Source organism: Pseudomonas sp. GD04091, assembly GCF_029836165.1.
In the GTDB taxonomy this organism is placed as follows: Bacteria; Pseudomonadota; Gammaproteobacteria; order Pseudomonadales; family Pseudomonadaceae; genus Aquipseudomonas.
In genome coordinates this window covers 107,613-128,101 of record NZ_JAOEBG010000014.1, presented here as the reverse complement: position 1 = coordinate 128,101, position 20,489 = coordinate 107,613, and the positions used below count along the sequence as shown (strand labels likewise).

General features: G+C 66.6%; 21 protein-coding genes. 11 read left to right on the top strand and 10 right to left on the bottom strand.

Annotated features, from left to right (window positions below; all coding sequences use genetic code 11):
* Nucleotides 1–9: 9 nt before the first annotated feature.
* From N7422_RS17595 to N7422_RS17575, 5 genes are all read right to left on the bottom strand, one after another.
* A complete protein-coding gene (locus tag N7422_RS17595; RefSeq protein ID WP_279807734.1) occupies nt 10–1,431 on the bottom strand; it encodes a di-heme oxidoredictase family protein in 1,422 nt (473 codons plus the stop codon).
* 187 nt (nt 1,432–1,618) lie between these two features.
* On the bottom strand, nt 1,619–2,956 hold the full coding sequence (locus N7422_RS17590; RefSeq protein WP_279807733.1) for an imelysin family protein: 1,338 nt from the start codon (nt 2,954–2,956) through the stop codon (nt 1,619–1,621).
* A 160-nt stretch (nt 2,957–3,116) separates the two neighbouring features.
* Entirely contained in the window at nt 3,117–5,168 is a 2,052-nt protein-coding gene (locus N7422_RS17585; RefSeq protein WP_279807732.1) for a GGDEF domain-containing phosphodiesterase, read from the bottom strand.
* Nucleotides 5,169–5,489: 321 nt separating this feature from the next.
* Nucleotides 5,490–6,086: a Fe-Mn family superoxide dismutase gene (locus tag N7422_RS17580; RefSeq protein WP_279807731.1), complete on the bottom strand. Its 597-nt coding sequence runs from the start codon at nt 6,084–6,086 to the stop codon at nt 5,490–5,492.
* Nucleotides 6,087–6,280: 194 nt separating this feature from the next.
* Nucleotides 6,281–6,880 carry a LysE/ArgO family amino acid transporter gene (locus tag N7422_RS17575; protein ID WP_279807730.1) on the bottom strand — a complete coding sequence of 200 codons (600 nt, stop codon included), beginning with the start codon at nt 6,878–6,880 and terminating at the stop codon, nt 6,281–6,283.
* 125 nt (nt 6,881–7,005) lie between these two features.
* On the opposite strand from N7422_RS17575, the gene N7422_RS17570 reads away from it, so the two are divergent.
* From N7422_RS17570 to N7422_RS17560, 3 genes are all read left to right on the top strand, one after another.
* Nucleotides 7,006–7,896: a LysR family transcriptional regulator ArgP gene (locus N7422_RS17570; RefSeq protein WP_279807729.1), complete on the top strand. Its 891-nt coding sequence runs from the start codon at nt 7,006–7,008 to the stop codon at nt 7,894–7,896.
* Nucleotides 7,897–7,945: 49 nt separating this feature from the next.
* Nucleotides 7,946–8,941, top strand: coding sequence for an NAD(P)-dependent oxidoreductase (locus N7422_RS17565; RefSeq protein WP_279807728.1), 996 nt, complete (start codon nt 7,946–7,948; stop codon nt 8,939–8,941).
* An 87-nt stretch (nt 8,942–9,028) separates the two neighbouring features.
* Complete coding sequence (locus N7422_RS17560) at nt 9,029–9,853, top strand: ATPase (RefSeq protein ID WP_279807727.1); 825 nt, start codon at nt 9,029–9,031, stop codon at nt 9,851–9,853.
* Nucleotides 9,854–9,920: 67 nt separating this feature from the next.
* Here N7422_RS17560 and N7422_RS17555 read toward each other — a convergent pair whose 3' ends face one another.
* From N7422_RS17555 to N7422_RS17545, 3 genes are read right to left on the bottom strand one after another with little or no spacing between them, the layout of a single operon-like run.
* Nucleotides 9,921–10,970 (bottom strand): alkene reductase, encoded by a 1,050-nt coding sequence (locus N7422_RS17555; RefSeq protein WP_279807726.1) that lies wholly within the window; start codon nt 10,968–10,970, stop codon nt 9,921–9,923.
* 18 nt (nt 10,971–10,988) lie between these two features.
* Nucleotides 10,989–12,158: an MFS transporter gene (locus N7422_RS17550; protein WP_279807725.1), complete on the bottom strand. Its 1,170-nt coding sequence runs from the start codon at nt 12,156–12,158 to the stop codon at nt 10,989–10,991.
* A 13-nt stretch (nt 12,159–12,171) separates the two neighbouring features.
* Entirely contained in the window at nt 12,172–12,474 is a 303-nt protein-coding gene (locus N7422_RS17545; protein ID WP_279807724.1) for a helix-turn-helix transcriptional regulator, read from the bottom strand.
* Between the two features lie 152 nt (nt 12,475–12,626).
* Here N7422_RS17545 and N7422_RS17540 point away from each other — a divergent pair, with 152 nt between their 5' ends.
* Complete coding sequence (locus N7422_RS17540; protein WP_279807723.1) at nt 12,627–13,211, top strand: ACP phosphodiesterase; 585 nt, start codon at nt 12,627–12,629, stop codon at nt 13,209–13,211.
* Nucleotides 13,212–13,331: 120 nt separating this feature from the next.
* Here the strand turns inward: N7422_RS17540 and N7422_RS17535 are convergent, their stop codons facing one another.
* Together N7422_RS17535 and olsB are read right to left on the bottom strand one after the other, a co-directional pair.
* Nucleotides 13,332–14,114 carry a lysophospholipid acyltransferase family protein gene (locus N7422_RS17535; protein ID WP_279807722.1) on the bottom strand — a complete coding sequence of 261 codons (783 nt, stop codon included), beginning with the start codon at nt 14,112–14,114 and terminating at the stop codon, nt 13,332–13,334.
* Entirely contained in the window at nt 14,114–14,869 is a 756-nt protein-coding gene (gene olsB, locus N7422_RS17530; protein WP_279807721.1) for an L-ornithine N(alpha)-acyltransferase, read from the bottom strand. The genes N7422_RS17535 and olsB overlap by 1 nt, the downstream gene beginning before the upstream one ends.
* A 132-nt stretch (nt 14,870–15,001) precedes the next feature.
* Here olsB and N7422_RS17525 point away from each other — a divergent pair, with 132 nt between their 5' ends.
* The 7 genes from N7422_RS17525 (at nt 15,002) to N7422_RS17495 (ending at nt 20,475) form a co-directional block, all read left to right on the top strand.
* Nucleotides 15,002–15,889 carry an acyl-CoA dehydrogenase gene (locus N7422_RS17525; protein ID WP_279807720.1) on the top strand — a complete coding sequence of 296 codons (888 nt, stop codon included), beginning with the start codon at nt 15,002–15,004 and terminating at the stop codon, nt 15,887–15,889.
* Between the two features lie 67 nt (nt 15,890–15,956).
* Nucleotides 15,957–17,033, top strand: coding sequence for a serine hydrolase (locus N7422_RS17520; RefSeq protein WP_279807742.1), 1,077 nt, complete (start codon nt 15,957–15,959; stop codon nt 17,031–17,033).
* Nucleotides 17,030–17,326 carry an amidase gene (locus N7422_RS17515; protein ID WP_279807719.1) on the top strand — a complete coding sequence of 99 codons (297 nt, stop codon included), beginning with the start codon at nt 17,030–17,032 and terminating at the stop codon, nt 17,324–17,326. Before N7422_RS17520 ends, N7422_RS17515 begins: the two co-directional genes overlap by 4 nt.
* A gap of 44 nt (nt 17,327–17,370) precedes the next feature.
* Nucleotides 17,371–17,952 carry a YceI family protein gene (locus N7422_RS17510; RefSeq protein ID WP_279807718.1) on the top strand — a complete coding sequence of 194 codons (582 nt, stop codon included), beginning with the start codon at nt 17,371–17,373 and terminating at the stop codon, nt 17,950–17,952.
* 1 nt (nt 17,953) lies between these two features.
* Nucleotides 17,954–19,111: a phosphatidylserine/phosphatidylglycerophosphate/cardiolipin synthase family protein gene (locus N7422_RS17505; RefSeq protein ID WP_279807717.1), complete on the top strand. Its 1,158-nt coding sequence runs from the start codon at nt 17,954–17,956 to the stop codon at nt 19,109–19,111.
* Nucleotides 19,112–19,185: 74 nt separating this feature from the next.
* Nucleotides 19,186–19,764: a DJ-1/PfpI family protein gene (locus N7422_RS17500; RefSeq protein WP_279807716.1), complete on the top strand. Its 579-nt coding sequence runs from the start codon at nt 19,186–19,188 to the stop codon at nt 19,762–19,764.
* A gap of 120 nt (nt 19,765–19,884) precedes the next feature.
* Nucleotides 19,885–20,475, top strand: a complete 591-nt coding sequence (locus tag N7422_RS17495; protein ID WP_279807715.1) for a GNAT family N-acetyltransferase — start codon at nt 19,885–19,887, stop codon at nt 20,473–20,475.
* Nucleotides 20,476–20,489: the final 14 nt, after the last annotated feature.

Sequence of the window (20,489 nt, the reverse complement as noted above, 5' to 3'; positions counted from 1 at the left end):
TTGCGCGTTTTAAAGTGAGTTCAGGAAGGCCAGCAGCGCGGCGCGCTGCTCGGCGTTGAAGGTCAGTACCTGGTCGCGCGCGGCCTGGGCTTCGCCACCATGCCAGAGCACGGCCTCGAGCAGGTTGCGGGCGCGACCGTCGTGAAGGAACTGGCTATGGCCGCTGACGGTTTCGCTCAGGCCGATGCCCCACAGCGGCGGCGTGCGCCAGTCCTGGCCGTTGGCGGCGAACTCGGTGCGCTCGTCGCTCAGGCCGGGGCCCATGTCGTGCAGCAGCAGGTCGGTGTAGGGGCGGATCACCTGGCCGGCGAGTTCCGCCTCGGCGGCATTGGCGGCCGTGGTGAACTGCGGGGTGTGGCAGCCCTGGCAGCCGGCCTGGAAGAACAGGTTCTTGCCGGCCAGCACTTGCGGCGCGGCGACATCGCGGCGGGCGGGCACCGCCAGGTTGCGGGTATAGAAGGTGACCAGGCGCAGGATGTTGTCGCTGACCTCCTTCTCGCCGCCCTGGCCATCACCGTTGGGCGCGGCCAGGCAATCGACCTGCGCCGGCGTGCAGTCGTCCTTGGGCAGCAGGGTGGTGGTCAGGCCCATGTCGCCGGCGAAGGCGTGGACGTTCTGCTGGTTGACGTTGGGTTGACCGGCCTTCCAGCCGAAGCGGCCGACCACGGTCTTGCCCTGGGCGTCGTCCCACACCCGGTTGGCCCGGCCACGGATGCCGTCGCGGTTGCGGTCGTCCGGGTCTTCGTTGGCCAGGATGTCGGCTTCGGGGATGGCTTCGAGCAGGCCCAGGCCGATCATCGGCGGGGCGACGCGGGCGGAGAAGCGGGTGTCCGGGTGCATCGGCCCGTAGCCGAGCTGGGTGATCTGCAGGGTGGGGCGGCGCAGTTCGACCTGGTGGCCGTCCTTGAAGGTCACGGTGTGGTTGTCGTAGGTCACGCGCACCTTGCCCTCTGGCGCCACGCCGGGGATGGCCATGTCCTGCAGCTGCGTGCCATAGACCGGCTCAGGGATCACGCCCAGGCGTTCGATCTCCCGGGCGTAGTAGGGCTGGTCGGGAATCGACAGGCGCACCAGCATCGACACCGCGTTGCTGTCGTCCGGCTCCGGTGGGTGGCCACGGCCGTCGCGCACGTGGCAGTTCTGGCAGGCGTTGGTGTTGAACAGCGGGCCGAGGCCATCGCGGGCGGTGGTGGTGGACGGGGCGATCACCCAGGGGTTGCGAAAGAAGCTGTTGCCCACGGCGAAGTCCAGGCGCCGCTCGGGGGTGAGGTTGGCCGAGGGCAGCGAGTAGGCGTTGCGGTCGCTGCGCTGCACCGTTGCCTTGCCGCCGGAGAGGGCTTCGCCGGGCTCGGCCTGGGTGAAACGCGGGGCGTCGTCACAGGCGGCGAGGGCGAAGGCCAGCAGCAGGGGGCTTAGGCGGAGCAAGGACATCGAGGATCCTGGGCATGGGCGAAAAACCGGCGTGCAAGCTTATCAGGCCGGGGGTGTTTGAATAAGAGCAATTTGCAATTGCCAGATGAAATCGATGTCAGTTTGCCGCTCCTACAGGGGGCGGCGGCGCTGCCGAAAAACAAAAAAGGCGGCCCGAAGGCCGCCTCTGGTGAACCGTTGGCGCTGATCAGAACTCGTGATCGGCGGTATCCGGGTTCAGGTTGTCGATCCCCAGCTTGCCCGCGGCCTGCTCGATCGCACCGGTCTGCTTGACCAGGGCGGCGATGGCGTCACGCACGATCTGGTTGCCGGCGGCGTTGTCGGCGGCGATCAGCTGGTCGTAGTGCTCGCCCTTGAGGGCGTGGTCGACGATCACCTGGATCTTGGCCTCGGTGGCTTCTAGGTCGGCCTTGAGCGTGGCGTCGGTGGCCGGGTCGGCCTTGGCCACCAGCGACGACAGGCTTGGGCCGGTCATCTTGCTGCCGTCGGCGCGGGTGTACTCGCCCAGGTAGACGTTGCGGATGCCCTTGGCGTCGTAGAAGTGCGAGTAGTGGGTGTTGTCGCTGAAGCAGTCGTGCTCGTCTTCCGGCGAGTTGGCTTCCAGCGAGACCTTCATGCGCTCGCCGGCCAGTTCGCCCAGCGACAGGCTGCCCATGCCGAACAGCATCTTGCGCAGGCCGTCGTTGGCCGGCTCGCCTTCGAGGGTGGCGCGGTAGTTGTCGGCGACGTTCGGTGCCCAGTTGCCGACCATCTCCTCGAGGTCCTTGACCAGCAGGTCGGTGACCGCTTTCAGGTAGGCGCGGCGACGGTCGTTGTGACCGCCCGTGGCGCCCTTGCCTTCCAGATAGTCGGAAGCCGGACGGTTGCCGGCGCCCGGGCCGGTACCGTTGAGGTCCTGACCCCAGAGCAGGAACTCGATGGCGTGGTAGCCGGTGGCGACGTTGGCTTCGGAACCGCCCAGCTCGTTGAGGGTGGCGAGCTTCTCGGGGGTGATGTCCTTGACGTCGATCTTGTCTTCGCCCACCTGGATCTCGGTGTTGGCGATGATGTTGGCGTTGGCTGCCGGGTTGCCCAGGGCGTGCTCGTAGCTCTTGTCGACGTAGTCGATCAGGCCTTCGTCCAGGGGCCAGGCGTTCACCTGGCCTTCCCAGTCGTCGATGATGGTGTTGCCGAAGCGGAACACTTCGCTTTGCAGGTACGGTACGCGGGCGGCGACCCAGGCGTCCTTGGCGGCCTTCAGCGTCTGGTCGTTGGGCGTGGCCAGGAATGCGTCGATGGCGCTCTGCAGCTGCTTGGCGGTGCTCAGCGAGTCGCTGTACACGGCATGGACCATTTCGGCGTAATGCTTGACCACGGCCTTGCCAGCCGCTTCATCGACAGCCCCCGGCGCCGCGGCGTTGGTGCTGGCGGCAGCAGGTGCCTGGGCTTGCGGAGCGGCGGCCTTGTCGTCCTTGCCTTCGCCGCAACCGGCGAGGGCGATGGCGATGGCCAGCAGACTGGCGGAGGCCAGAGGCATTCGGATCATTGTTGGTTTCCTGCGTCGTGTGGTTGGACCATGGGGTGGACCGTGCGCCGTGGCACGCGAAACCGCCACATCATGCGAAAGATTTGCATTTGCTGTAAAGGGGAGGGCGCGCATTTCATGCAAACGCCCGTTTGCGGTGCACCGCCAAGGCTGGCGGGGGTTACAGCGCCGAGACCTGGTTGCGCTGCGCCTGCTTGAGGAAGCTGGTCAGCTCGCGGGCGGACAACGGTTTGCTGTAGTGGTAGCCCTGACCCTCGTGGCAGCCCTGGGCGATGATGTAGCTTTCCTGCTCGGCGGTTTCCACGCCTTCGGCGATCACTTGCATCCCCAGGCTCTTGCCCAGCTGGATGATGGCGCGAACGATGGTGGCGTCGTCATCGTCGTCGAGCAGGTCCTGGACGAAACTCTTGTCGATCTTGATCTTGTCCAGCGGCAGCGACTTCAGGTAGCTGAGCGACGAGTAGCCGGTGCCGAAGTCGTCGATGGCGATCAGGGCGCCGGAGCGGCGCAGGCTCAGCAGGTGCTGGGCGGCGGTACTGATGTCTTCCATCAGGCCGGTCTCGGTGACTTCCAGCTCCAGGCTGCGCGGGGGCAGGCGGTAGGCCTGCAGCAGGTTGTTGACCACCCGTGGCAGCTCGTTGTGGTGCAGCTGCACGGTGGAAAGGTTCACCGCCATGCGCAGCTCGCCGAAGCCCAGGTCGTGCCATTCGCGCAGTTGGCGGCATGCCTGGTCGAGCACCCATTCGCCGATGCTGATGATGTTGCCGTTCTGTTCGGCCAGGGGGATGAACTGGTCGGGCGGGACCATGCCCAGCTCCGGGTGCTGCCAGCGCAGCAGGGCTTCGACGCCGACCACGCGGTGATCGCGGTAGCTGATCTGTGGCTGGTACACCAGGTACAGCTGGTTGCGCGGCAGGGCCTCGCGCAGGTCCTTTTCCAGCTCGCGACGGCGGCGCATCTCGCTGTCGACGCTGGCGATATAGAACTGGTAGCGGTTGCGCGAGCGGGCCTTGGCCAGGGTCATGGTCTGTTCGGCCTTCTGCAGCAGCTTCTCGGTGCTGTCGCCGTCCTCGGGGAACAGGGTGATGCCGATGGTGGCGCGCAGGCGGATCTGCTGGTGATCGAGGTCGAAGGGCGCTTCGAGGTCGTCGAGGATGCTTTGCGCCAGCTCGGCGGCCTCGTAGGGTTGCTCGATGTTGGCCTGGACCAGGGCGAACTGGTCGCCGCCCAGCCGCGCGAGGGCGCCCAGGCGGCCGCTGTGGGCGCGCAGGCGGTCGGCCAGGGCCAGCAGCAGTTGGTCGCCGACCTGGTAGCTGAACTGTTCGTTGATGCCCTTGAAGTCGTCCAGCCCCACGCAGAGTACGGCGACACGGCGTTGCAGGCGGCCGCCATCGACGAGGATCTTGTCCAGCTGTTGCTGCAGCTGCTGGCGGTTCGGCAGGCCAGTGAGGAAATCGTACTGGGCCATGCGTTGCAGGCTGTTTTCCGCTTCGTGGCGCAGGTGGGTGTTGCGCTCGATGGAGGCCAGCAGCTGGTTGGCGGTGTTGACCCAGATGCCCAGCTCGTTGCGCTCGTGCCCCTTGAGCAGGGGAATCTGGTGCTGACTGGGGCGGTCGGGGTTGATCTGGGTAAGGTGCTCGATGATCTTCGACAGCGGTTTGGTCAGCAGCCAGTGGTAGACCAGGTACAGCACCAGGCCCATGGCCAGGGCGCGCAGGACACCGGAGACGAAGATGATCACGGCGTTGACCAGGAAGTCCTTGCCATAGCGAGAGGTGTCGAGGGTGATGCTCAGGTCGCCGTAATATTCGCTGTAGGGGCCACGGCCGACCAGTTGCGTGGTGTAGGTGCGTTCCTGGCCGAGGATGAGGTCGGTCAGCCAGCGCATGGCCATGTCCTGCATCGGGCGGGATTTTTCCGCCAGCATGGTCTCGTTGGGATGGCCGATGGACGCCATGCGCACCGATTCGTCCTGGAACAGGCCCTCCATTACCTGCATGCCCATTTCCCGGTCAAGGCTGTACACGGCTTGCGTCGAGGGGTCGCGGAACATGTCGAGGATGCGCTGGGCATCGTTGTTCACGGCCTGGCGGGTCTTGTATCCGTCGTAGACGATCTGCGCGCAACTGAGGACGACGCCGACAGCCAACGCCGAGAGCAGCACGACCCTGAGCAACTTGACCGATAAGCTGTTCCGAAATTCCAGCTTCAATGGGGTTTCCTTAATCCATGCGCATGCCATTATTTTGCCATCAACCATGGCGACAGACTATCGACCGAGTGCCGCACCAGGCAACAAGGCTATCGGCGGATCTGCCCTTGGCCCTGTATCGGTTGAGCGGTCATGCGACTTGAGTGCGCTGCGTCAACTTTCCCGAAGGTTGATGTTAGCGCGCAATGCGCTCTGAGCAAGAGCGCGAAGGTGGGGATGTCGCGAATTCAACCGGACGGGTCATGGCCTGTGCGCACAAGCCGATCCCCGGCCACAAAAAACCCGGCGCGAGGCCGGGTTTTCTGTGCAAGGCAGCAGCGATCAGGCCTTGAAGGTCTTGCCTTCGAACTGCTCGGCAACGAACTTCCAGTTGACCAGGTTCCAGAACGCCTCGACGTACTTCGGACGCAGGTTGCGGTAGTCGATGTAGTAGGCGTGTTCCCAGACGTCGCAGGTCAGCAGCGGGGTGTCGCCGCTGGTCAGCGGGTTGCCGGCGCCGATGGTGCTGGCCAGGGCCAGGGAACCGTCAGCCTTCTTCACCAGCCAGCCCCAGCCGGAACCGAAGGTGCCGACCGAAACCTTGGTGAACTCTTCCTTGAACTTGTCGAAGGAGCCGAAGGCGGTGTTGATGGCCTCGGCCAGGGCGCCGGTCGGCTGGCCGCCAGCGTTCGGGGCCAGGCAGTTCCAGTAGAAGGTGTGGTTCCAGACTTGAGCGGCGTTGTTGAAGATGCCGCCCGAAGAGGTCTTGACGATCTCTTCCAGGGTCTTGCCTTCGAATTCGGTGCCTGGGACCAGGTTGTTCAGGTTCACGACATAGGTGTTGTGGTGCTTGTCGTGGTGATACTCCAGGGTTTCCTTGGAGATGTGCGGCTGCAGGGCATCGTGGGCGTACGGCAGCGGCGGCAATTCAAAAGCCATGGTGGATCTCCTGATTCAGGTCTGTTTGCGGTTTGCGCAAGGCCGATCACGGGCGGCCTTCTGAGCGTCGGCGAGTTTGTACTCTTTGCGACGCAGGGGCTGGATCATAGCACCGGGCCCCGCGCTTAACCACGCAACATCTATAGGGAATAGAGGTTCCAGAGCGGTTGGCGCAGGCCGATCGACGGTGGGGATCAGGTGAAGATCAACTGCGCCGCCACGGCGAACATCATTACCGCCACCATCAGGTCGAGCATGCGCCAGGTCGCCGGCCGTGCCAGCCACGGCGCCAGCCAGGCGGCGCCGATGGCCAGGGTCGAGAACCACAGCAGCGAGGCGCTGGCGGCGCCGGCCACGTAGGCGCCCGGCATGGTCTGCTGGGCGCCGAGCGAGCCGATCAGCAGCACGGTGTCCAGGTACACATGCGGGTTGAGCAGGGTCACCGCCAAGGCACTGAGCAGCACCGCGCGGCGCGAGCGCATGCCCTGGCCTTGCTGATGCTGCAGGCTCTGCTTCGAGCAGGCGCTGCGCAGTGCCTTGGCGCCATACCAGATCAGGAACACCGCGCCGCCCCAGCGGGCGATGGCCAGCAGCGTCGGGTTGTGCGCCAGCACCGTGGCCAGGCCGAACACCCCGGCGGCCACCAGGAGGGCGTCGCAGACGATGCACAGCGCCGCCACCGGCAGGTGATGCTCGCGGCGCAGGCTCTGCGCCAGGACGAAGGCGTTCTGCGCGCCGATGGCCATGATCAGGCCGAAGGCCACCAGCATGCCGTTGAAATAGCTTTGCCACATAGCGGGAACGCTCCACGGGCGCCGACGCTGTCGCCGACGCGGATTGCCAAGAAAGATGTGGCCATTGTGGCGGGGCCGACGGTATAAGAAAAACAAATAGAGCTGATCTGGCATTAGGGAAATCGATGTTCGACTACAAGCTGCTCGCCGCCCTCGCCGCGGTGATCGAACAAGGCGGTTTCGAACGCGCCGCCCAGGTGCTGGGCTTGTCGCAATCGGCCATTTCGCAACGCATCAAGCTGCTGGAGGCGCGGGTCGGACAGCCGGTGCTGGTGCGCGCCGCGCCGCCGAGCCCGACCGAGGTCGGCCGGCAGTTGCTCAACCATGTGCAGCAGGTGCGCCTGCTCGAGCGCGACTTGCAGCGCCAGGTGCCGGCACTGGACGAAGAGGGCATGCCCGAACGCCTGCGCATCGCCCTCAACGCCGACAGCCTGGCGACCTGGTGGGCGGGCGCGGTCGGGGCCTTCTGCGCCGAACAGCAGGTGCTGCTTGACCTGGTGGTCGAGGATCAGGAGGTCGGCCTGAAGCGCATGCGCGCCGGCGAAGTGGCCGCCTGCCTGTGTGGCAGCGAACGCCCGGTGGCCGGCGCGCGCAGCCTGCCGCTGGGGTCGATGCGCTATCGGGCGCTGGCCAGCCCGGCGTTCATGGCGCGCTATTTTCCGGACGGTTTCGCGGTCGAACGGCTGACGCGCACCCCGGCGATCGTGTTCGGGCCGGATGATTCCCTGCAGCATCGTTACCTCGCATCCTTGGGTGTCCAGGATGGTTTCCTGCATCACCTGTGTCCTTCGTCCGAGGGGTTCCTGCGCATGATCGAGACGGGCATGGGCTGGGGGCTGGCACCGGAACGGCAGGTGGCCGAGCAGCTGGCGCGCGGCGAGGTGGTGGAAATCTGCCGCGATACCCCTGTCGATGTGCCGCTGTACTGGCATCATTGGCGCAATGGCGGGCAGCTGCTCGCCCAGCTGACCGACCACCTGCGCCATTCGGCGCGGGACTGGCTGGTGCCCTTGTAGGCACATCGGGCGTCAGTTGCATCCGAAATCTGGCAAGGCGGAGTCTTACATGCGAATTCTGGTCACCGGCGCGAGCGGCTTCATCGGCGGGCGCTTTGCGCGCTTCGCCCTGGAGCAGGGCCTGGAGGTGCGGGTCAATGGCCGGCAAGCAGAGGGCGTCGAGCATCTGGTCAGGCGCGGGGCGCAGTTCATCCCGGGCGATCTGGGCGACGCCGAGCTGGCCCGACGCCTGTGCCAGGGCGTGGATGCGGTGGTGCACTGCGCGGGCGCGGTGGGCACGTGGGGACGCTACCAGGACTTTCACCAGGGCAACGTGGTGCTCACCGAGAACGTGGTCGAAGGCTGCATCAAGGAACATGTGCGGCGCCTGGTGCACCTGTCGTCGCCGTCGATCTACTTCAACGGCCGTTCGCAGCTGGACATCCGCGAGGACCAGGTGCCGCGCCGCTTCCACGATCACTACGCGTTGACCAAGCACCTGGCCGAACAGAAGGTGTTCGGCGCCCAGGAGTTCGGCCTGGAAGTGCTGGCCCTGCGCCCGCGCTTCGTCACCGGGGCCGGGGACGCGAGCATTTTCCCGCGGCTGATGCGCATGCAGCGCAAGGGACGCGTGGCGATCATCGGCAATGGCCTGAACAAGGTCGACTTCACCAGTGTGCACAACCTCAACGAGGCGCTGCTCAGCGCGCTGTTCGCCGAGGACCAGGCCCTTGGGCAGGCCTACAACATCAGCAACGGTCATCCGCTGCCGCTGTGGGACGTGATCAACTACGTCATGCGCCGGATGCAGCTGCCCCAGGTCACCCGCTACCGTTCCTACGGCCTGGCCTACAGCCTGGCGGCGCTCAACGAGGCGGCCTGCCTGCTCTGGCCCGGGCGCCCGCAACCGACCCTGAGCCGCACGGCGATGCAGGTGATGAGCAGGGATTTCACCCTGGATATCAGCCGCGCACGCCAGTACCTGGACTACCGGCCCAGGACCGATGTGTGGAGCGCGCTGGATGAATTCTGCACCTGGTGGCAGGCGCAGCCGGGCCAGCGCTGAACCTGTGGGCGGGATGATGGTCATCAGTGCGCCGCCCTGGCGGTTTATACTCATGCCCCTTTGCTACCACAGCGGTTGAATGTACCCATGCGTAACGACGCCCACGACGAATTCGACGACGTGCCCACCCTGCGCGCCGGCACCCCCGATGACGATGAACTGCTGCCGGCCCATGTGGCCCGCAGCCGCCAGCAGGCCGTGCGGCCGCGCAGCAACGGCCCACTGTGGGCCTTGCTCGGCGCGTCGTTCATTGCCCTGGCGGGACTTGGTTGGTGGAGCTTCCAGCAGATCTCGCTGATGGAGCAGCAACTGGTGGCCACCCAGGAAAGCTTTGCCCGCATCAGTGAAGAGGCGGCCGGGCGCCTGCAGGCGATCAGCGGCAAGGTCGAGGCCAGCGAGTCGAGCAACAGCACGGGCAGCGAGGCGTTGAAACTGCAGATCCGCCAACTGCAGGCCTCGCTGGCCGAGCAGGGCAAGCAGCAGCAGGGTGTCGCCGGCCAGGCGGGCGACCTGGGCAAGCGCCTGGAGCAGGTGCTGGCCGATACCCGTGAACAACAGAAGGCCGTGACCGAGTTGCAGGGCCAGTTGCAGGCTCAGCTAAAGGCTGTGAACGCCGAGTTGGCGGCGCTCAAGTCAGGGCAGTTGGACGGCGGCAAGCTGGATGCTCAACTCAAGAGCCTGAGCAACGAGGTGGCGGCGCTGAAGAAACAGGGTAACCCGAGCGCGGCGATCGCCAGTCTGGAGCAGGACGTGCTGGTGCTCAAGAGCCAGGTCGACAACCGGCCCGCGCCTTCGGCCGGGGGCGCATCGGTGCAGGAGTTCGATGCCTTCCGTGGCCAGACCACCCGAAATATCAGCACCTTGCAGAGCCAGATCCAGAACCTGCAGCAGCAGATCAACGCCCGACCCTGAGTCGGCGCCCATCGCGGGACGAGCCCGCTCCCACAGTGGGAGCGGGCTCGTCCCGCGATCGTTTCAATCACATCCGCGGATAGTCGATATAGCCCACCGGCCCCTTGCCATAGAACGTCTCGGGACGCGGTGCGTTGAGCGGCGCATTGGCGGCCAGGCGTGCCGGCAGGTCGGGGTTGGCGATGAACGGGATGCCGAAGGCCACGGCGTCGGCCCTGCCGCGGGCGATGGCCGCGTTGGCGCTGGCCTTGTCGAAACGTTCGTTGACGATGTACGGGCCGGCGAAGGCCGCCTTGATCAGCGGGCCGAGGCTGTCGTCGGCCTCTTTCTCCCGCGAGCAGATGAAGGCGATGCCACGCTTGCCCAGTTCCCGGGCGACATAGGTGAAGGTCTCGGCGCGGTCGGCGTCGCCCATGTCATGGGCATCGGCGCGCGGCGCCAGGTGCACGCCGACACGTCCCGCACCCCACACCTCGATGGCGGTATCGGTCACTTCCAGCAGCAGCCGGGCACGGTTTTCCAGCGAGCCGCCATAGCGGTCGGTGCGCCGATTGGTGCTGCTCTGCAGGAACTGATCGAGCAGGTAGCCGTTGGCGGCGTGGATTTCCACACCGTCGAAGCCGGCGGCCTTGGCGTTCTCGGCGCCGCTGCGGTAGGCCTCGACGACATCGGCGATTTCCTCGGTTTCCAAGGCGCGCGGAGTCGGGTAGTCGCTCTGCGGGCGCACCAGGCTGACATGGCCCTTGGGCTGGATCGCGCTGGGGGCTACCGGCAGTTCGCCGTTCAGGTAGGACGGGTGGGAAATGCGCCCGACGTGCCACAGCTGCAGGAAGATGCGCCCGCCCGCGCCATGGATCGCCTTGGTCACGTTGTTCCAGCCCCGTACCTGCTGGTCGTTCCAGATGCCGGGGGTGTCGGGGTAGCCGACGCCCATCGGCGTGACCGAGGTCGCCTCGCTGAGGATCAGCCCGGCGCTGGCGCGCTGTACGTAGTATTCGGCCATCAGCGCATTGGGCACGCGGCCCTCGTCGGCCCGGCAGCGGGTCAGCGGGGCCATGATGATGCGGTTGGGCAGTACGAGGTCGCCCAGCTGGATCGGATCGAAAAGCGTGGTCATGACAAAGCCTCGCGTGGGTCAGTTGGACGCGGTGGCCAGTTCGGCGTCGCCGCCGCGCTGGCTGAAGGTGATCAGGGTGACGATCAGCGCCAGGACCGCCAGGGCCGCCGCGGCCAGGGGCACGCGGGTCAGGCCCAGGCCGTGGGCGATGACGCTGCCGCCAACCCAGGCGCCCAGGGCGTTGCCCAGGTTGAAGGCGCCGATGTTGAGGGTCGACACCAGGTTCGGTGCGGCCTTGCCGTAGCCAACCACGTTGACCTGCAGCGCCGGCACGGCGGCGAAGGCGGCGGTGGCCCAGAGGAACAGGGTGATCTCGGCCGGGACCAGGGCGCTGGCGGTCCAGCTCAGGGCGGTGGAGACCACGGCCATGGCGGCGAACACGCCCATCAGGGTGGCGCCCAGGCGCCGGTCGGCGAGCTTGCCGCCGAGGATGTTGCCCAGGGTCAGGCCCAGGCCGATCAGCAGCAGCGTCCAGGTCACGCCGCGCGGTGACACGCCGGTGACATCGCCCAGCAGCGGCGCGACATAGGTGAACAGGGCGAACATCGAGGCCGAGAACAGCACGGTCATGCTCAGCGACAACCAGATGCCGGCGCCCTTGAGCGCGGCCAGTTCGGCGCGCATGTTCAGCGCTTCGGCATCGCGCTGCAGCGGCAGGAAGCGGATCAGGCCGATCAGCGCGATCATGCCGATGCCGGTCACCGCCCAGAAGGTCGAGCGCCAGCCGGCGACCTGGCCCAGCGCGGTGCCCAGTGGCACGCCGAGCACGTTGGCCAGGGTCAGGCCGGTGAACATCAGCGCCACCGCCGAGGCGCGGCGGTTGGCCGGCACCAGGCTGGCGGCGACCACCGAGCCGATGCCGAAGAACGCCCCGTGGCACAGCGCGGTGACCACCCGGGCGAACATCAGCAGGTCGTAGTCGCCGGCCACCGCGCACAGCAGGTTGCCGACGATGAACACGCCCATCAGCGCCACCAGCGCGGCCTTGCGTGGCAGGCGGGCGGTGGCCAGGGCCATGAACGGCGCGCCGATGGCCACGCCCAGGGCGTAGCCGGTCACCAGCCAGCCGGCACCGGGGATGCTCACGCCGAGGTCCTGCGCGACATCGGGCAGCAGGCCCATGATGACGAACTCGGTGGTGCCGATGGCGAAGGCGCTGAGCGCCAGGATCAGTAGGGGGAGGGGCATTGCAAGGTCCTTGTCAGAGCTCTTGGCTCATCTGCTCGAGGAAAGCCTGGATGGTTTGCTCGTTGCGTTTGAAGAAATGCCACTGGCCAATCTTCTGGCTGCTGATCAGGCCGGCGCGCTGCAGGGTGGCCAGGTGGGCGGAGACGGTCGACTGCGACAGGCCGCAGCGTTGGTCGATCTGCCCGGCGCACACACCGTGTTCGATGCTGTGCTGCTGGTCGGGGAACTGCGCGGCCGGGTCTTTCAGCCAGTTGAGGATGTCTCGCCGGACCGGATGGGCCAGGGCTTTTATTATTTCGTCGAGATCGAGAGGCATGGTTGGGCTCGTGGTGTGTAGCGGTATATCGCGATGTGGCGAAATATAAATCGTTGCATCGCGATATACAAATATGAAGAGGTTCTGAGCTCAGCTTGAAACGCTATATCGGGTCATGACGATATAGGTCGGCGCGGTGCTAGACTGCCGCCATGAACTACCTCGCACACCTCCACCTGGGCGGCCCCGCGCCGCAGCAACTGCTCGGCAGCCTGTATGGCGATTTCGTCAAGGGCGCGCTTGACGGGCGTTTTCCGCCCGTGCTGGAAGCCGCGATCCGCCTGCACCGGCATATCGACAGCTACACCGACAGCCACCCGCTGGTACTGGCGGCGCTGGCGCGTTTCCCGCGCGAGCGGCGGCGTTTTGCCGGCATCGTGCTGGATGTGTTCTTCGACCATTGCCTGGCGCGGCACTGGGGCGAGTATGCGCAGCAGCCACTGGCGCAGTTCACCGGGGACTTCTACAAGGTGCTGCTGGCCGAGCCGGAGTTGCCGGGGCGGTTGGCGCGGATCGCGCCGTTCATGGCGGCGGACGACTGGTTGGGGGCGTATGGCGACTTCGCCACGCTGGAGCAGGTGTTTGACGGGATTGCCCGACGCTTGTCGCGACCGGACGGGATGAGCGGGGTGATGGTGGAACTGGAACGCCTGTATGAGCCATTGCTGGCGGATTTTCGCGAGTTCTATCCGCAGTTGCAGGCGTTCGCGGCGGCCCAGAGGATGCCCGACCGCTGATGCTCTGTCGCCTAGACTGGCCTTTCGCGGTAAACCCGCTCCCACGTCTACAGTGCGATACCTGAAACCTGTGGGAGCGGGTTTACCCGCGAAGAGGTCGGCACAGGCGTCGGCCTCTGTTCAGGCAGCCTTGGCCTGCCGGCGCGGCTCGATGTCCTCGATACCGAACAAGGCCTGATGAATCGCCTGCTGCGCCAGGAACGCCAGCGCCGCTCGCTCCTTGCCCTCGCTGCCGATCGGTTGCAGCAGGTGGATCACCACTTCGCCGCGGTCCTGGCCGAACAGGCGCATCAGGTGTGACACCAGGTCATCCTCGCCAATGAACGGCGCCACCGGATCGGGTTCGCCGTCACGCAGGTACTGGATCGCCACCGGTTGCAGCGGCGTGCCCTGGTCGATGGCCCCGGCCAGCAGGCGTCCATGGAAGGTGCGCAGGGTACGACCGTCGGTGGTGGTGCCTTCAGGGAAAATCAGCAACGGTCTGTGCTCGCCCAGCTGGCTGCTGATCTGTTCGCGCAGGCGCTGGGCATCACCGCCGCCGCGACGAATGAACAGGGTCCCGGCTTTCTCCGCCAGCCAGCCGGCCAGCGGCCACTGGCGCACCTCGGCCTTGGACAGGAACGACAGCGGGGTGAGCATGCCGAGCAAGGGAATGTCGGTCCATGACACGTGATTGCAGACCCACAGCATCGGACGCGCCGGCAATTCGCCGATCACCCGTACCTGGAAAGGCAAGGCATTCACCAGGCGTTGCATGAACAGCCGCGTCCAGCGCTGGCGGCGTTCGACCGAGGCACGCAGCCCCAGGCGCTCGCCGAGGGCGATGACACTGGCCATCGCCACGCCCAGCGCCAGTACCAGGAACAGTCGCAGCAGGCGGGCTCCGGCCCGCAGGCTCGGCATCAGACCGCCGCCTTGAAGTGACGGGCATAACGCGGGCAGAGGTCGTCGCGCTTGAGCAAGATGAACACGTCGGCGACCTGGAAATCTTCGTCCCAGCACGGCTCGCCACAGATCTTCGCGCCCAGGCGCATGTAAGCCTTGAGCAGCGGTGGCATTTCGGCGATGACATTGTTCGGCAGGGCCAGGTTCGGCAGCGGCTTCTTCGGTTCGGCGCGCAGGTGCTCGGTGCACAGGTAGCGCTCGCGCAGACGCTGCATGATCGCATGGGCCTGGACGCCGCCATCCTGCATGGGGATGCTGGCGCAACCCATCAGGTAGCTGTAGCGGCCCTCGTTGAGCACTTCGGCCAGCTCGCCCCAGAGCACGGCGATGGTGCCGCCGTTGCGGTAGTCCGGGTCGACGCAGGTGCGCCCCAGTTCGAGGATCGGGCCTTGCAACTGCAGCAGGCCGTGCAGGCTGAACTCCTCTTCGCTGTAGAAGCGCCCCAGACTGCTGGCGGCCTGGTGGTCGAGCAGGCGGGTGGTGGCGACCAACTGGCCGGTGGCCAGGTCGCGCACGCCGATGTGGCGGCAGTGGATGTCGTAGTCGTCCATGTCCAGGCCGTGTTCGGCGCCCTTGAGCTTGGCCTTGAATTCGGCGCTGAACACCTTGAAACGCAGGGCTTGTGCTTCCTGCAAGGCCGCGGCGCCGACCAGGCGTTCGGCTTGCAGACGGCGTTCAGTGCTGTTGTCGCCAGAGCGAGCGATCCGAGTCATTGCGAGTCTCCATAAGCCAGCCAAAGGGTTGCGGCCGGTCGGCTTTGTTGTGCAAAGTCAGCCTAGGTACGCCTGGTGTCACCCCCGTGAATCTTTGGTGATGCTTGCATGACACCCCACAAGGAGCTTGCGATGGCCTGGTTGCAACGACTCAACGACCCTTTGCGCCAGCCGTTGGCGGCGACTCTGGGCGAAACCTATGCGGCCACGCTCGAGCGCCTGGGCGCTGTCGCGCCGTTCGAACTGGCGGTGCTCGGCGGGCGGGCCATGACCACGCCGGGGCTGGCCTTCCTGCTCGGTTACCAGGCGGCGCTGCGGGTGCTCTGGCCCAGCGCGCCGCTCAGCCTGGGCGCGCTGTGCGCCACCGAGCGGCGCAGCGTGCGCCCGGCTGACATGCGTACCCGCCTCGATGACCTGCGCCTGACCGGCCGCAAGGATTTCGTCACCGCGGGCCTCGAGGCCGAATGGCTGCTGGTGGCGGCACGCAGCGAAGGGCAGGGCGAATCGCCACGGTTGCAGTTGGCGGTGGTCTATCCCGGCGAGCCCGGCGTCACCCTCGAAGCCTTGCCGACCCTGCCGTTGATGCCCGAAGTCGGCCATGGGCGCCTGCTGTTGCAGGAGGCCGCGTGCGAGCTGCTGGCCGGCGATGGTTGGGACGCCTACGTCAAACCGTTCCGCTCCCTGGAAGACCTTTACGTGCTCGCCGCCCTGGTGGCCTGGTTGCACGGTGTCGCCCAGGAGTGCGCCTGGCCGCAGGCATTGCGTCTGCGCCTGATCGGGCTGCTCGGCGGTTGTGCCGAAGGCAGTCGCCAGTGCCCCGACAGTGTGGCCTGCCACCTGCTGCTGGGCGGGCTGTTCGCCGAGTTCCAGAGCCTGCGCGGCGAGATCGATCAGGCGCTGGCGGCAGGCCCGGAGCACTGGGCGCAGCTCTGGCTACGCGATCAGGGTGTGCTGGCGCTGGCTACCGTCGCCCGTGAAAAGCGCCTGACCAAGGCCTGGGTGGCCGCCGGACTGTCATGAAAGCCTGGAAGGCTGGACGATCCTATGAACCCGGGGCTGCACGAACAGCCCCATGCAGGCGATCACCATGAAGGCATTGCTGTTTTTCCTGGCCATGGCTGCCGGAGCAGCCTGGGCCGAGGACTGGCCCACCTCGCAATGGCCGGTCGACGACGCCGCCCTCGACTGGCAAGCCGTCGACACCTACGCCTTCCCAGCGCGCGACGCCGAGCGCGGCGGCATCCGTACCGACGCGCTGCTGATCATCCGCGACGGTCGCATCATTCATGAACGCTACGCGGCGCCGACGCGTGCCAAAACACCCCACCTGACCTGGTCGGTGAGCAAGAGCGTGTTGGCCACGGTCATGGGCGTCGCCTACGGCGAGGGGCGTTTCAGGCTCGACGACCCAGCCGCCCGCTACTACCCGGCACTGCAGGCCCATCCGGCGTTGCGCCTGACCGACCTGTTGCACTGGGCCAGCGGCCTGGCCTGGCAGGAAGACTACGAATACGCGCCGCTGAAGTCGTCGGTGGTCGCCATGCTCTACACCCGAGGCCGGCGCGACATGGCCGGCTACACCGCCGCCATGCCCGCCGCCAGTGAACCCGGCCGGCGTTTCGCCTATTCCAGCGGCGACAGCAACCTGCTGGCCGCGACGTTGCGCGGCATGCTCGAACCTGGCCGCTATGGCGACTACCCCTGGCAGGCCCTGTTCACACCATTGGGTATCGACAGCGCCGTGTGGGAGAGCGACGCCGAAGGCACCTATGTCGGATCTTCCTACCTTTATCTGAGCGCTCGCGATCTGGCGCGTATCGGCCTGCTGATGCAACGTGACGGGCGCTGGCACGGCCAGCAACTGCTGCCGAAGGATTGGGTGGCGTTCAACCGTGCCTTGTTCGTCGCTGCCGAACCCATCCCCGGCGAGGCCAACCCAGGCGGTCACTGGTGGCTGAACCAGCCGTTGCCAGGCCAGCCGACACCCTGGCCGGACGCGCCAATCGATACCTTCGCCGCGCTGGGGCACTGGGGCCAGGCGCTCTATGTGCTGCCCACGCAGAAACTGGTGATCGTGCGTTACGCCGATGACCGCGACGGCCGCTACAGCCACAACGAACTGCTCAGGCGAGTGCTGGCCACCGTCGCCGGGGAGGGCGCATGAAGCGGATCCTGCTGCTGTCGCTGGCGCTGCTGCTGGCCTGGACCTGGCACGAGCGCCAGGCACTGGCGGACTTCCCGGGCATTCTCTCGGCCTATTCGGCCAAGGAGTACTGTTCCTGTCGTTTCGTCATGGGCTTCGATCCGGCGTATTGCCGGGGCTATGTGAAGCAGTATCTGCCGTTGGCGCGGCTCGACGAGGACGGCGCCCGGCGTCTGGTCACCGCCGAGGGCCTGGGCCAGCGCAACCAGGCGGCGTGGCAGGGGACGCGGGAGGGCTGCCGCTTGCTGCCGTGAAACCGTGCGGGTAAGGTTGACGGCCTTGATTTACAGGATTTCACATGTTCAAAGCGTCCCGTCTGCTACCCGCGCTACTGCTCGCCCTGTGCCTGCCCGCCCACGCCAACTGGCATCTGGACGGCGAGTCTTCGCGCCTGTCCTTCGTCACCGGCAAGAATGGCAAGATCGCCGAGGTCAACCGTTTCCTGGTGCTGCACGGCAAGGTGGACCGCAAGGGTGGGGCCGAGGTGAGCATCGAAATGGACTCGATCAGCAGCGGCATCCCGCTGCGTGACGAGCGCATGCGCGATGAGCTGTTCGCGTTCGAGCAGTTCCCCGAAGCCAATGTGCAGGCACAGATCGACCTGCGCCCGATCAACGACCTGGCCAATGGCGCGCAACTGGAGCTGCGCCTGCCGGTGAGCGTCACCCTGCATGGCCAGACCCGCAGCTACAACACCTTGCTGCTGGCCACGCGCCTGGACGAGCGGCGTTTCCAGGTGGTCACGCTGGAGCCGCTGATCCTGCGGGCCGCGGACTTCGGCCTGCTGCCGGGGCTGGAGAAACTGCGCAAGCTGGCCGGGCTCAAGTCGATCAACCCTTCGGTGCCGGTGAGTGCGGTGCTGATCTTCACCGCCCGCTGACATGCCGGGGCCGGTCTTCCCCTGGCGGGACGGCAACCAGTTCGAACTGCTGATCGACGGCCCCGAGTTCTTTCCGCGCATGCTGCTGGCGATCGTGCGCGCCGAGTTCCAGGTAGACCTGGAGTTGTATCTGGTCGAGGGCGGCGCCTGTGCCGAGGCGGTGGTCCAAGCCCTGGAGCAGGCGGCGCGCCGCGGCGTGCGGGTGCGCTGCCTGTTCGACGACTATGGTTCCCTGGCCTTTCCCTTGGCACTGCGCGAGCGGCTGCAGTGCGCCGGGGTCCATCTGCGCTGGTACAACCGCCTGCGCTGGCGCCGGGGCTTGCGCAACCTCTATCGCGACCATCGCAAGTTGCTGCTGGTGGACGAACGCTGGGCCGTGGTGGGCGGGACCGGTGTCACCGATGAGTTCTGGACGCCGGGCCTGGACACCAGCGAATGGCACGAAGTGATGGTGCGCATGGAAGGGCCGATCGTCACCGACTGGCAACTGCTGTTCGACCGCCAGTGGCACGCCAACCAGCGCCGTACCGCCTGGCGCCCGCCCGAAGGCTTCGGCCTGCCGCGCCTGCCCCAGGTGCCGGTCCAGGGCCAGGGCATGGGCCGGGTAGCCTACGCCGACGCCCGCCAGCACAAGGACATCCTGCACGCGCTGGTGCGGGCCCTGAACAGCGGCCAGCGCCGCATCTGGCTGGCCACGCCTTACTTCCTGCCGACCTTCAGCGTGCGTCGCTCGCTGCGCCGCGCCGCGCAGAAAGGCATCGACGTGCGCCTGCTGCTCACCGGGCCGCGCACCGATCACCCGGCGGTACGCTATGCCGGTCACCGTTACTATCCACGGCTGCTGCGCGCCGGGGTGCGGATCTTCGAATTCCAGCCGTGCTTCCTGCACCTGAAGATGGTGCTGGTGGATGACTGGGTCAGCGTGGGCTCGTGCAATTTCGACCACTGGAACCTGCGTTTCAACCTCGAGGCCAACGTCGAGGCGCTCGACCCGCCGCTGACCGCCGCCGTGGCCGCCAGTTTCGAGCGCGACTTCGCCCTCAGCCAGGAGGTCGACCTGGCGCGCTGGCATGCCCGTCCGTTGTGGCGACGGGTGCAGCAACGCCTGTGGGGCTGGCTCGACCGATTGGTGGCCAACCTGCTCGACCGACGCAACTAGCGGCGTATATCGCTGTTCGGCAAAGCGGACTATCGTGCTGGGATTGATCCCATGCAATGGAAGGAGTGGATGCGATGACGGCGAAGAAGATTCTCATGCTGGTGGGCGACTATGTGGAGGACTACGAGGCGATGGTGCCGTTCCAGGCCCTGCGCATGGTCGGCCACACGGTGCATGCGGTGTGTCCGGAGAAGGTCGCGGGGCAGACCGTGCGCACGGCGATTCACGACTTCGAGGGCGAGCAGACCTACAGCGAGAAGCCTGGGCACAACTTTGCCCTGAACTACGACTTCGTCCAGGTCAGGGCCGAAAGCTACGACGCGTTGCTGATCCCGGGCGGGCGTGCGCCGGAGTACCTGCGCTTGAACGACAAGGTGCTGGCGCTGGTCAAGGCTTTCGATCAGGCCGGCAAGCCGATCGCCGCGGTGTGCCATGGGGCGCAGCTGCTGGCGGCGGCCGGGGTGCTCGAAGGGCGCGAATGCAGCGCCTATCCGGCGTGCGCGCCCGAAGTCCGGCTGGCGGGCGGACGCTTCATCGATATCGCCGTGGACCAGGCGCACGTGGACGGCAACCTGGTGACGGCGCCCGCCTGGCCGGCGCACCCGGCGTGGCTGGCGGCGTTTCTCAAGGTGCTGGGCACGCGCATAGCCTGATGCGCGCCGCTTCGGTAGCGGTCATGGAGAAATACCTGTCGCGCAGGGGAAAGGCCCGGGCGCGGCGCGGGTGCTAGGGTTGGCCTTCAGTCATGCACATCGACAGGACGACCGCCCCGCATGGAAATACGCCTGCTCCATGGCGCCGCCATCGCGCCTCACATCGATGACCTCGCGCGCCTGCGTCTGACGCTGTTTCGCGAGTTTCCCTACCTCTGGGACAGCTCCCTGAATCACCAGGCCGATTACCTGGCCAGCTACGCGGACTCCGGGCGCAGCCTGGTGGTGCTGGCGCTGGACGGCGACCAGGTGGTGGGCGCCGCCACCGGGCTGCCGCTGGTGGATGTCGATACCGAGTTGCAACAGCCGTTCATTGCCCAGGGGCGCGACCCGGCCTCGGTCTACTACTTCGGTGAGTCGGTGCTGCTGCCGGCCTATCGCGGCCGGGGGCTCGGCGTGCGTTTCTTCATCGAGCGCGAGTCCTATGCGCACAAGCTCGCCGAGTTCGACTACTGCGCGTTCTGTGCGGTGGAGCGTCCCGCCGGGCATCCGCGGCGCCCGGCGGACTACAAGCCGTTGCAGGGGTTCTGGCGCAACCGTGGCTTCCTCCACGAACCGTCGTTGCGCACCGCCTACCGATGGCGAGACCTTGACGAGCAGGAGCAGTCGGCCAAGATCATGTCGTTCTGGCTCAAGGCGCTGCCGGCGTGATCCGCGCGGGCGGG

What these genes read in the sequence shown, in the direction of transcription:
- N7422_RS17595 (WP_279807734.1), bottom strand. Translation starts at nt 1,431, where the DNA reads ATGTCCTTGCTCCGCCTAAGCCCCCTGCTGCTGGCCTTCGCCCTCGCC.
- N7422_RS17590 (WP_279807733.1), bottom strand. Translation starts at nt 2,956, where the DNA reads ATGATCCGAATGCCTCTGGCCTCCGCCAGTCTGCTGGCCATCGCCATC.
- N7422_RS17580 (WP_279807731.1), bottom strand. Translation starts at nt 6,086, where the DNA reads ATGGCTTTTGAATTGCCGCCGCTGCCGTACGCCCACGATGCCCTGCAG.
- N7422_RS17575 (WP_279807730.1), bottom strand. Translation starts at nt 6,880, where the DNA reads ATGTGGCAAAGCTATTTCAACGGCATGCTGGTGGCCTTCGGCCTGATC.
- N7422_RS17570 (WP_279807729.1), top strand. Translation starts at nt 7,006, where the DNA reads ATGTTCGACTACAAGCTGCTCGCCGCCCTCGCCGCGGTGATCGAACAA.
- N7422_RS17565 (WP_279807728.1), top strand. Translation starts at nt 7,946, where the DNA reads ATGCGAATTCTGGTCACCGGCGCGAGCGGCTTCATCGGCGGGCGCTTT.
- N7422_RS17560 (WP_279807727.1), top strand. Translation starts at nt 9,029, where the DNA reads ATGCGTAACGACGCCCACGACGAATTCGACGACGTGCCCACCCTGCGC.
- N7422_RS17555 (WP_279807726.1), bottom strand. Translation starts at nt 10,970, where the DNA reads ATGACCACGCTTTTCGATCCGATCCAGCTGGGCGACCTCGTACTGCCC.
- N7422_RS17550 (WP_279807725.1), bottom strand. Translation starts at nt 12,158, where the DNA reads ATGCCCCTCCCCCTACTGATCCTGGCGCTCAGCGCCTTCGCCATCGGC.
- N7422_RS17545 (WP_279807724.1), bottom strand. Translation starts at nt 12,474, where the DNA reads ATGCCTCTCGATCTCGACGAAATAATAAAAGCCCTGGCCCATCCGGTC.
- N7422_RS17540 (WP_279807723.1), top strand. Translation starts at nt 12,627, where the DNA reads ATGAACTACCTCGCACACCTCCACCTGGGCGGCCCCGCGCCGCAGCAA.
- N7422_RS17535 (WP_279807722.1), bottom strand. Translation starts at nt 14,114, where the DNA reads ATGCCGAGCCTGCGGGCCGGAGCCCGCCTGCTGCGACTGTTCCTGGTA.
- olsB (WP_279807721.1), bottom strand. Translation starts at nt 14,869, where the DNA reads ATGACTCGGATCGCTCGCTCTGGCGACAACAGCACTGAACGCCGTCTG.
- N7422_RS17525 (WP_279807720.1), top strand. Translation starts at nt 15,002, where the DNA reads ATGGCCTGGTTGCAACGACTCAACGACCCTTTGCGCCAGCCGTTGGCG.
- N7422_RS17520 (WP_279807742.1), top strand. Translation starts at nt 15,957, where the DNA reads ATGAAGGCATTGCTGTTTTTCCTGGCCATGGCTGCCGGAGCAGCCTGG.
- N7422_RS17515 (WP_279807719.1), top strand. Translation starts at nt 17,030, where the DNA reads ATGAAGCGGATCCTGCTGCTGTCGCTGGCGCTGCTGCTGGCCTGGACC.
- N7422_RS17510 (WP_279807718.1), top strand. Translation starts at nt 17,371, where the DNA reads ATGTTCAAAGCGTCCCGTCTGCTACCCGCGCTACTGCTCGCCCTGTGC.
- N7422_RS17505 (WP_279807717.1), top strand. Translation starts at nt 17,954, where the DNA reads ATGCCGGGGCCGGTCTTCCCCTGGCGGGACGGCAACCAGTTCGAACTG.
- N7422_RS17500 (WP_279807716.1), top strand. Translation starts at nt 19,186, where the DNA reads ATGACGGCGAAGAAGATTCTCATGCTGGTGGGCGACTATGTGGAGGAC.
- N7422_RS17495 (WP_279807715.1), top strand. Translation starts at nt 19,885, where the DNA reads ATGGAAATACGCCTGCTCCATGGCGCCGCCATCGCGCCTCACATCGAT.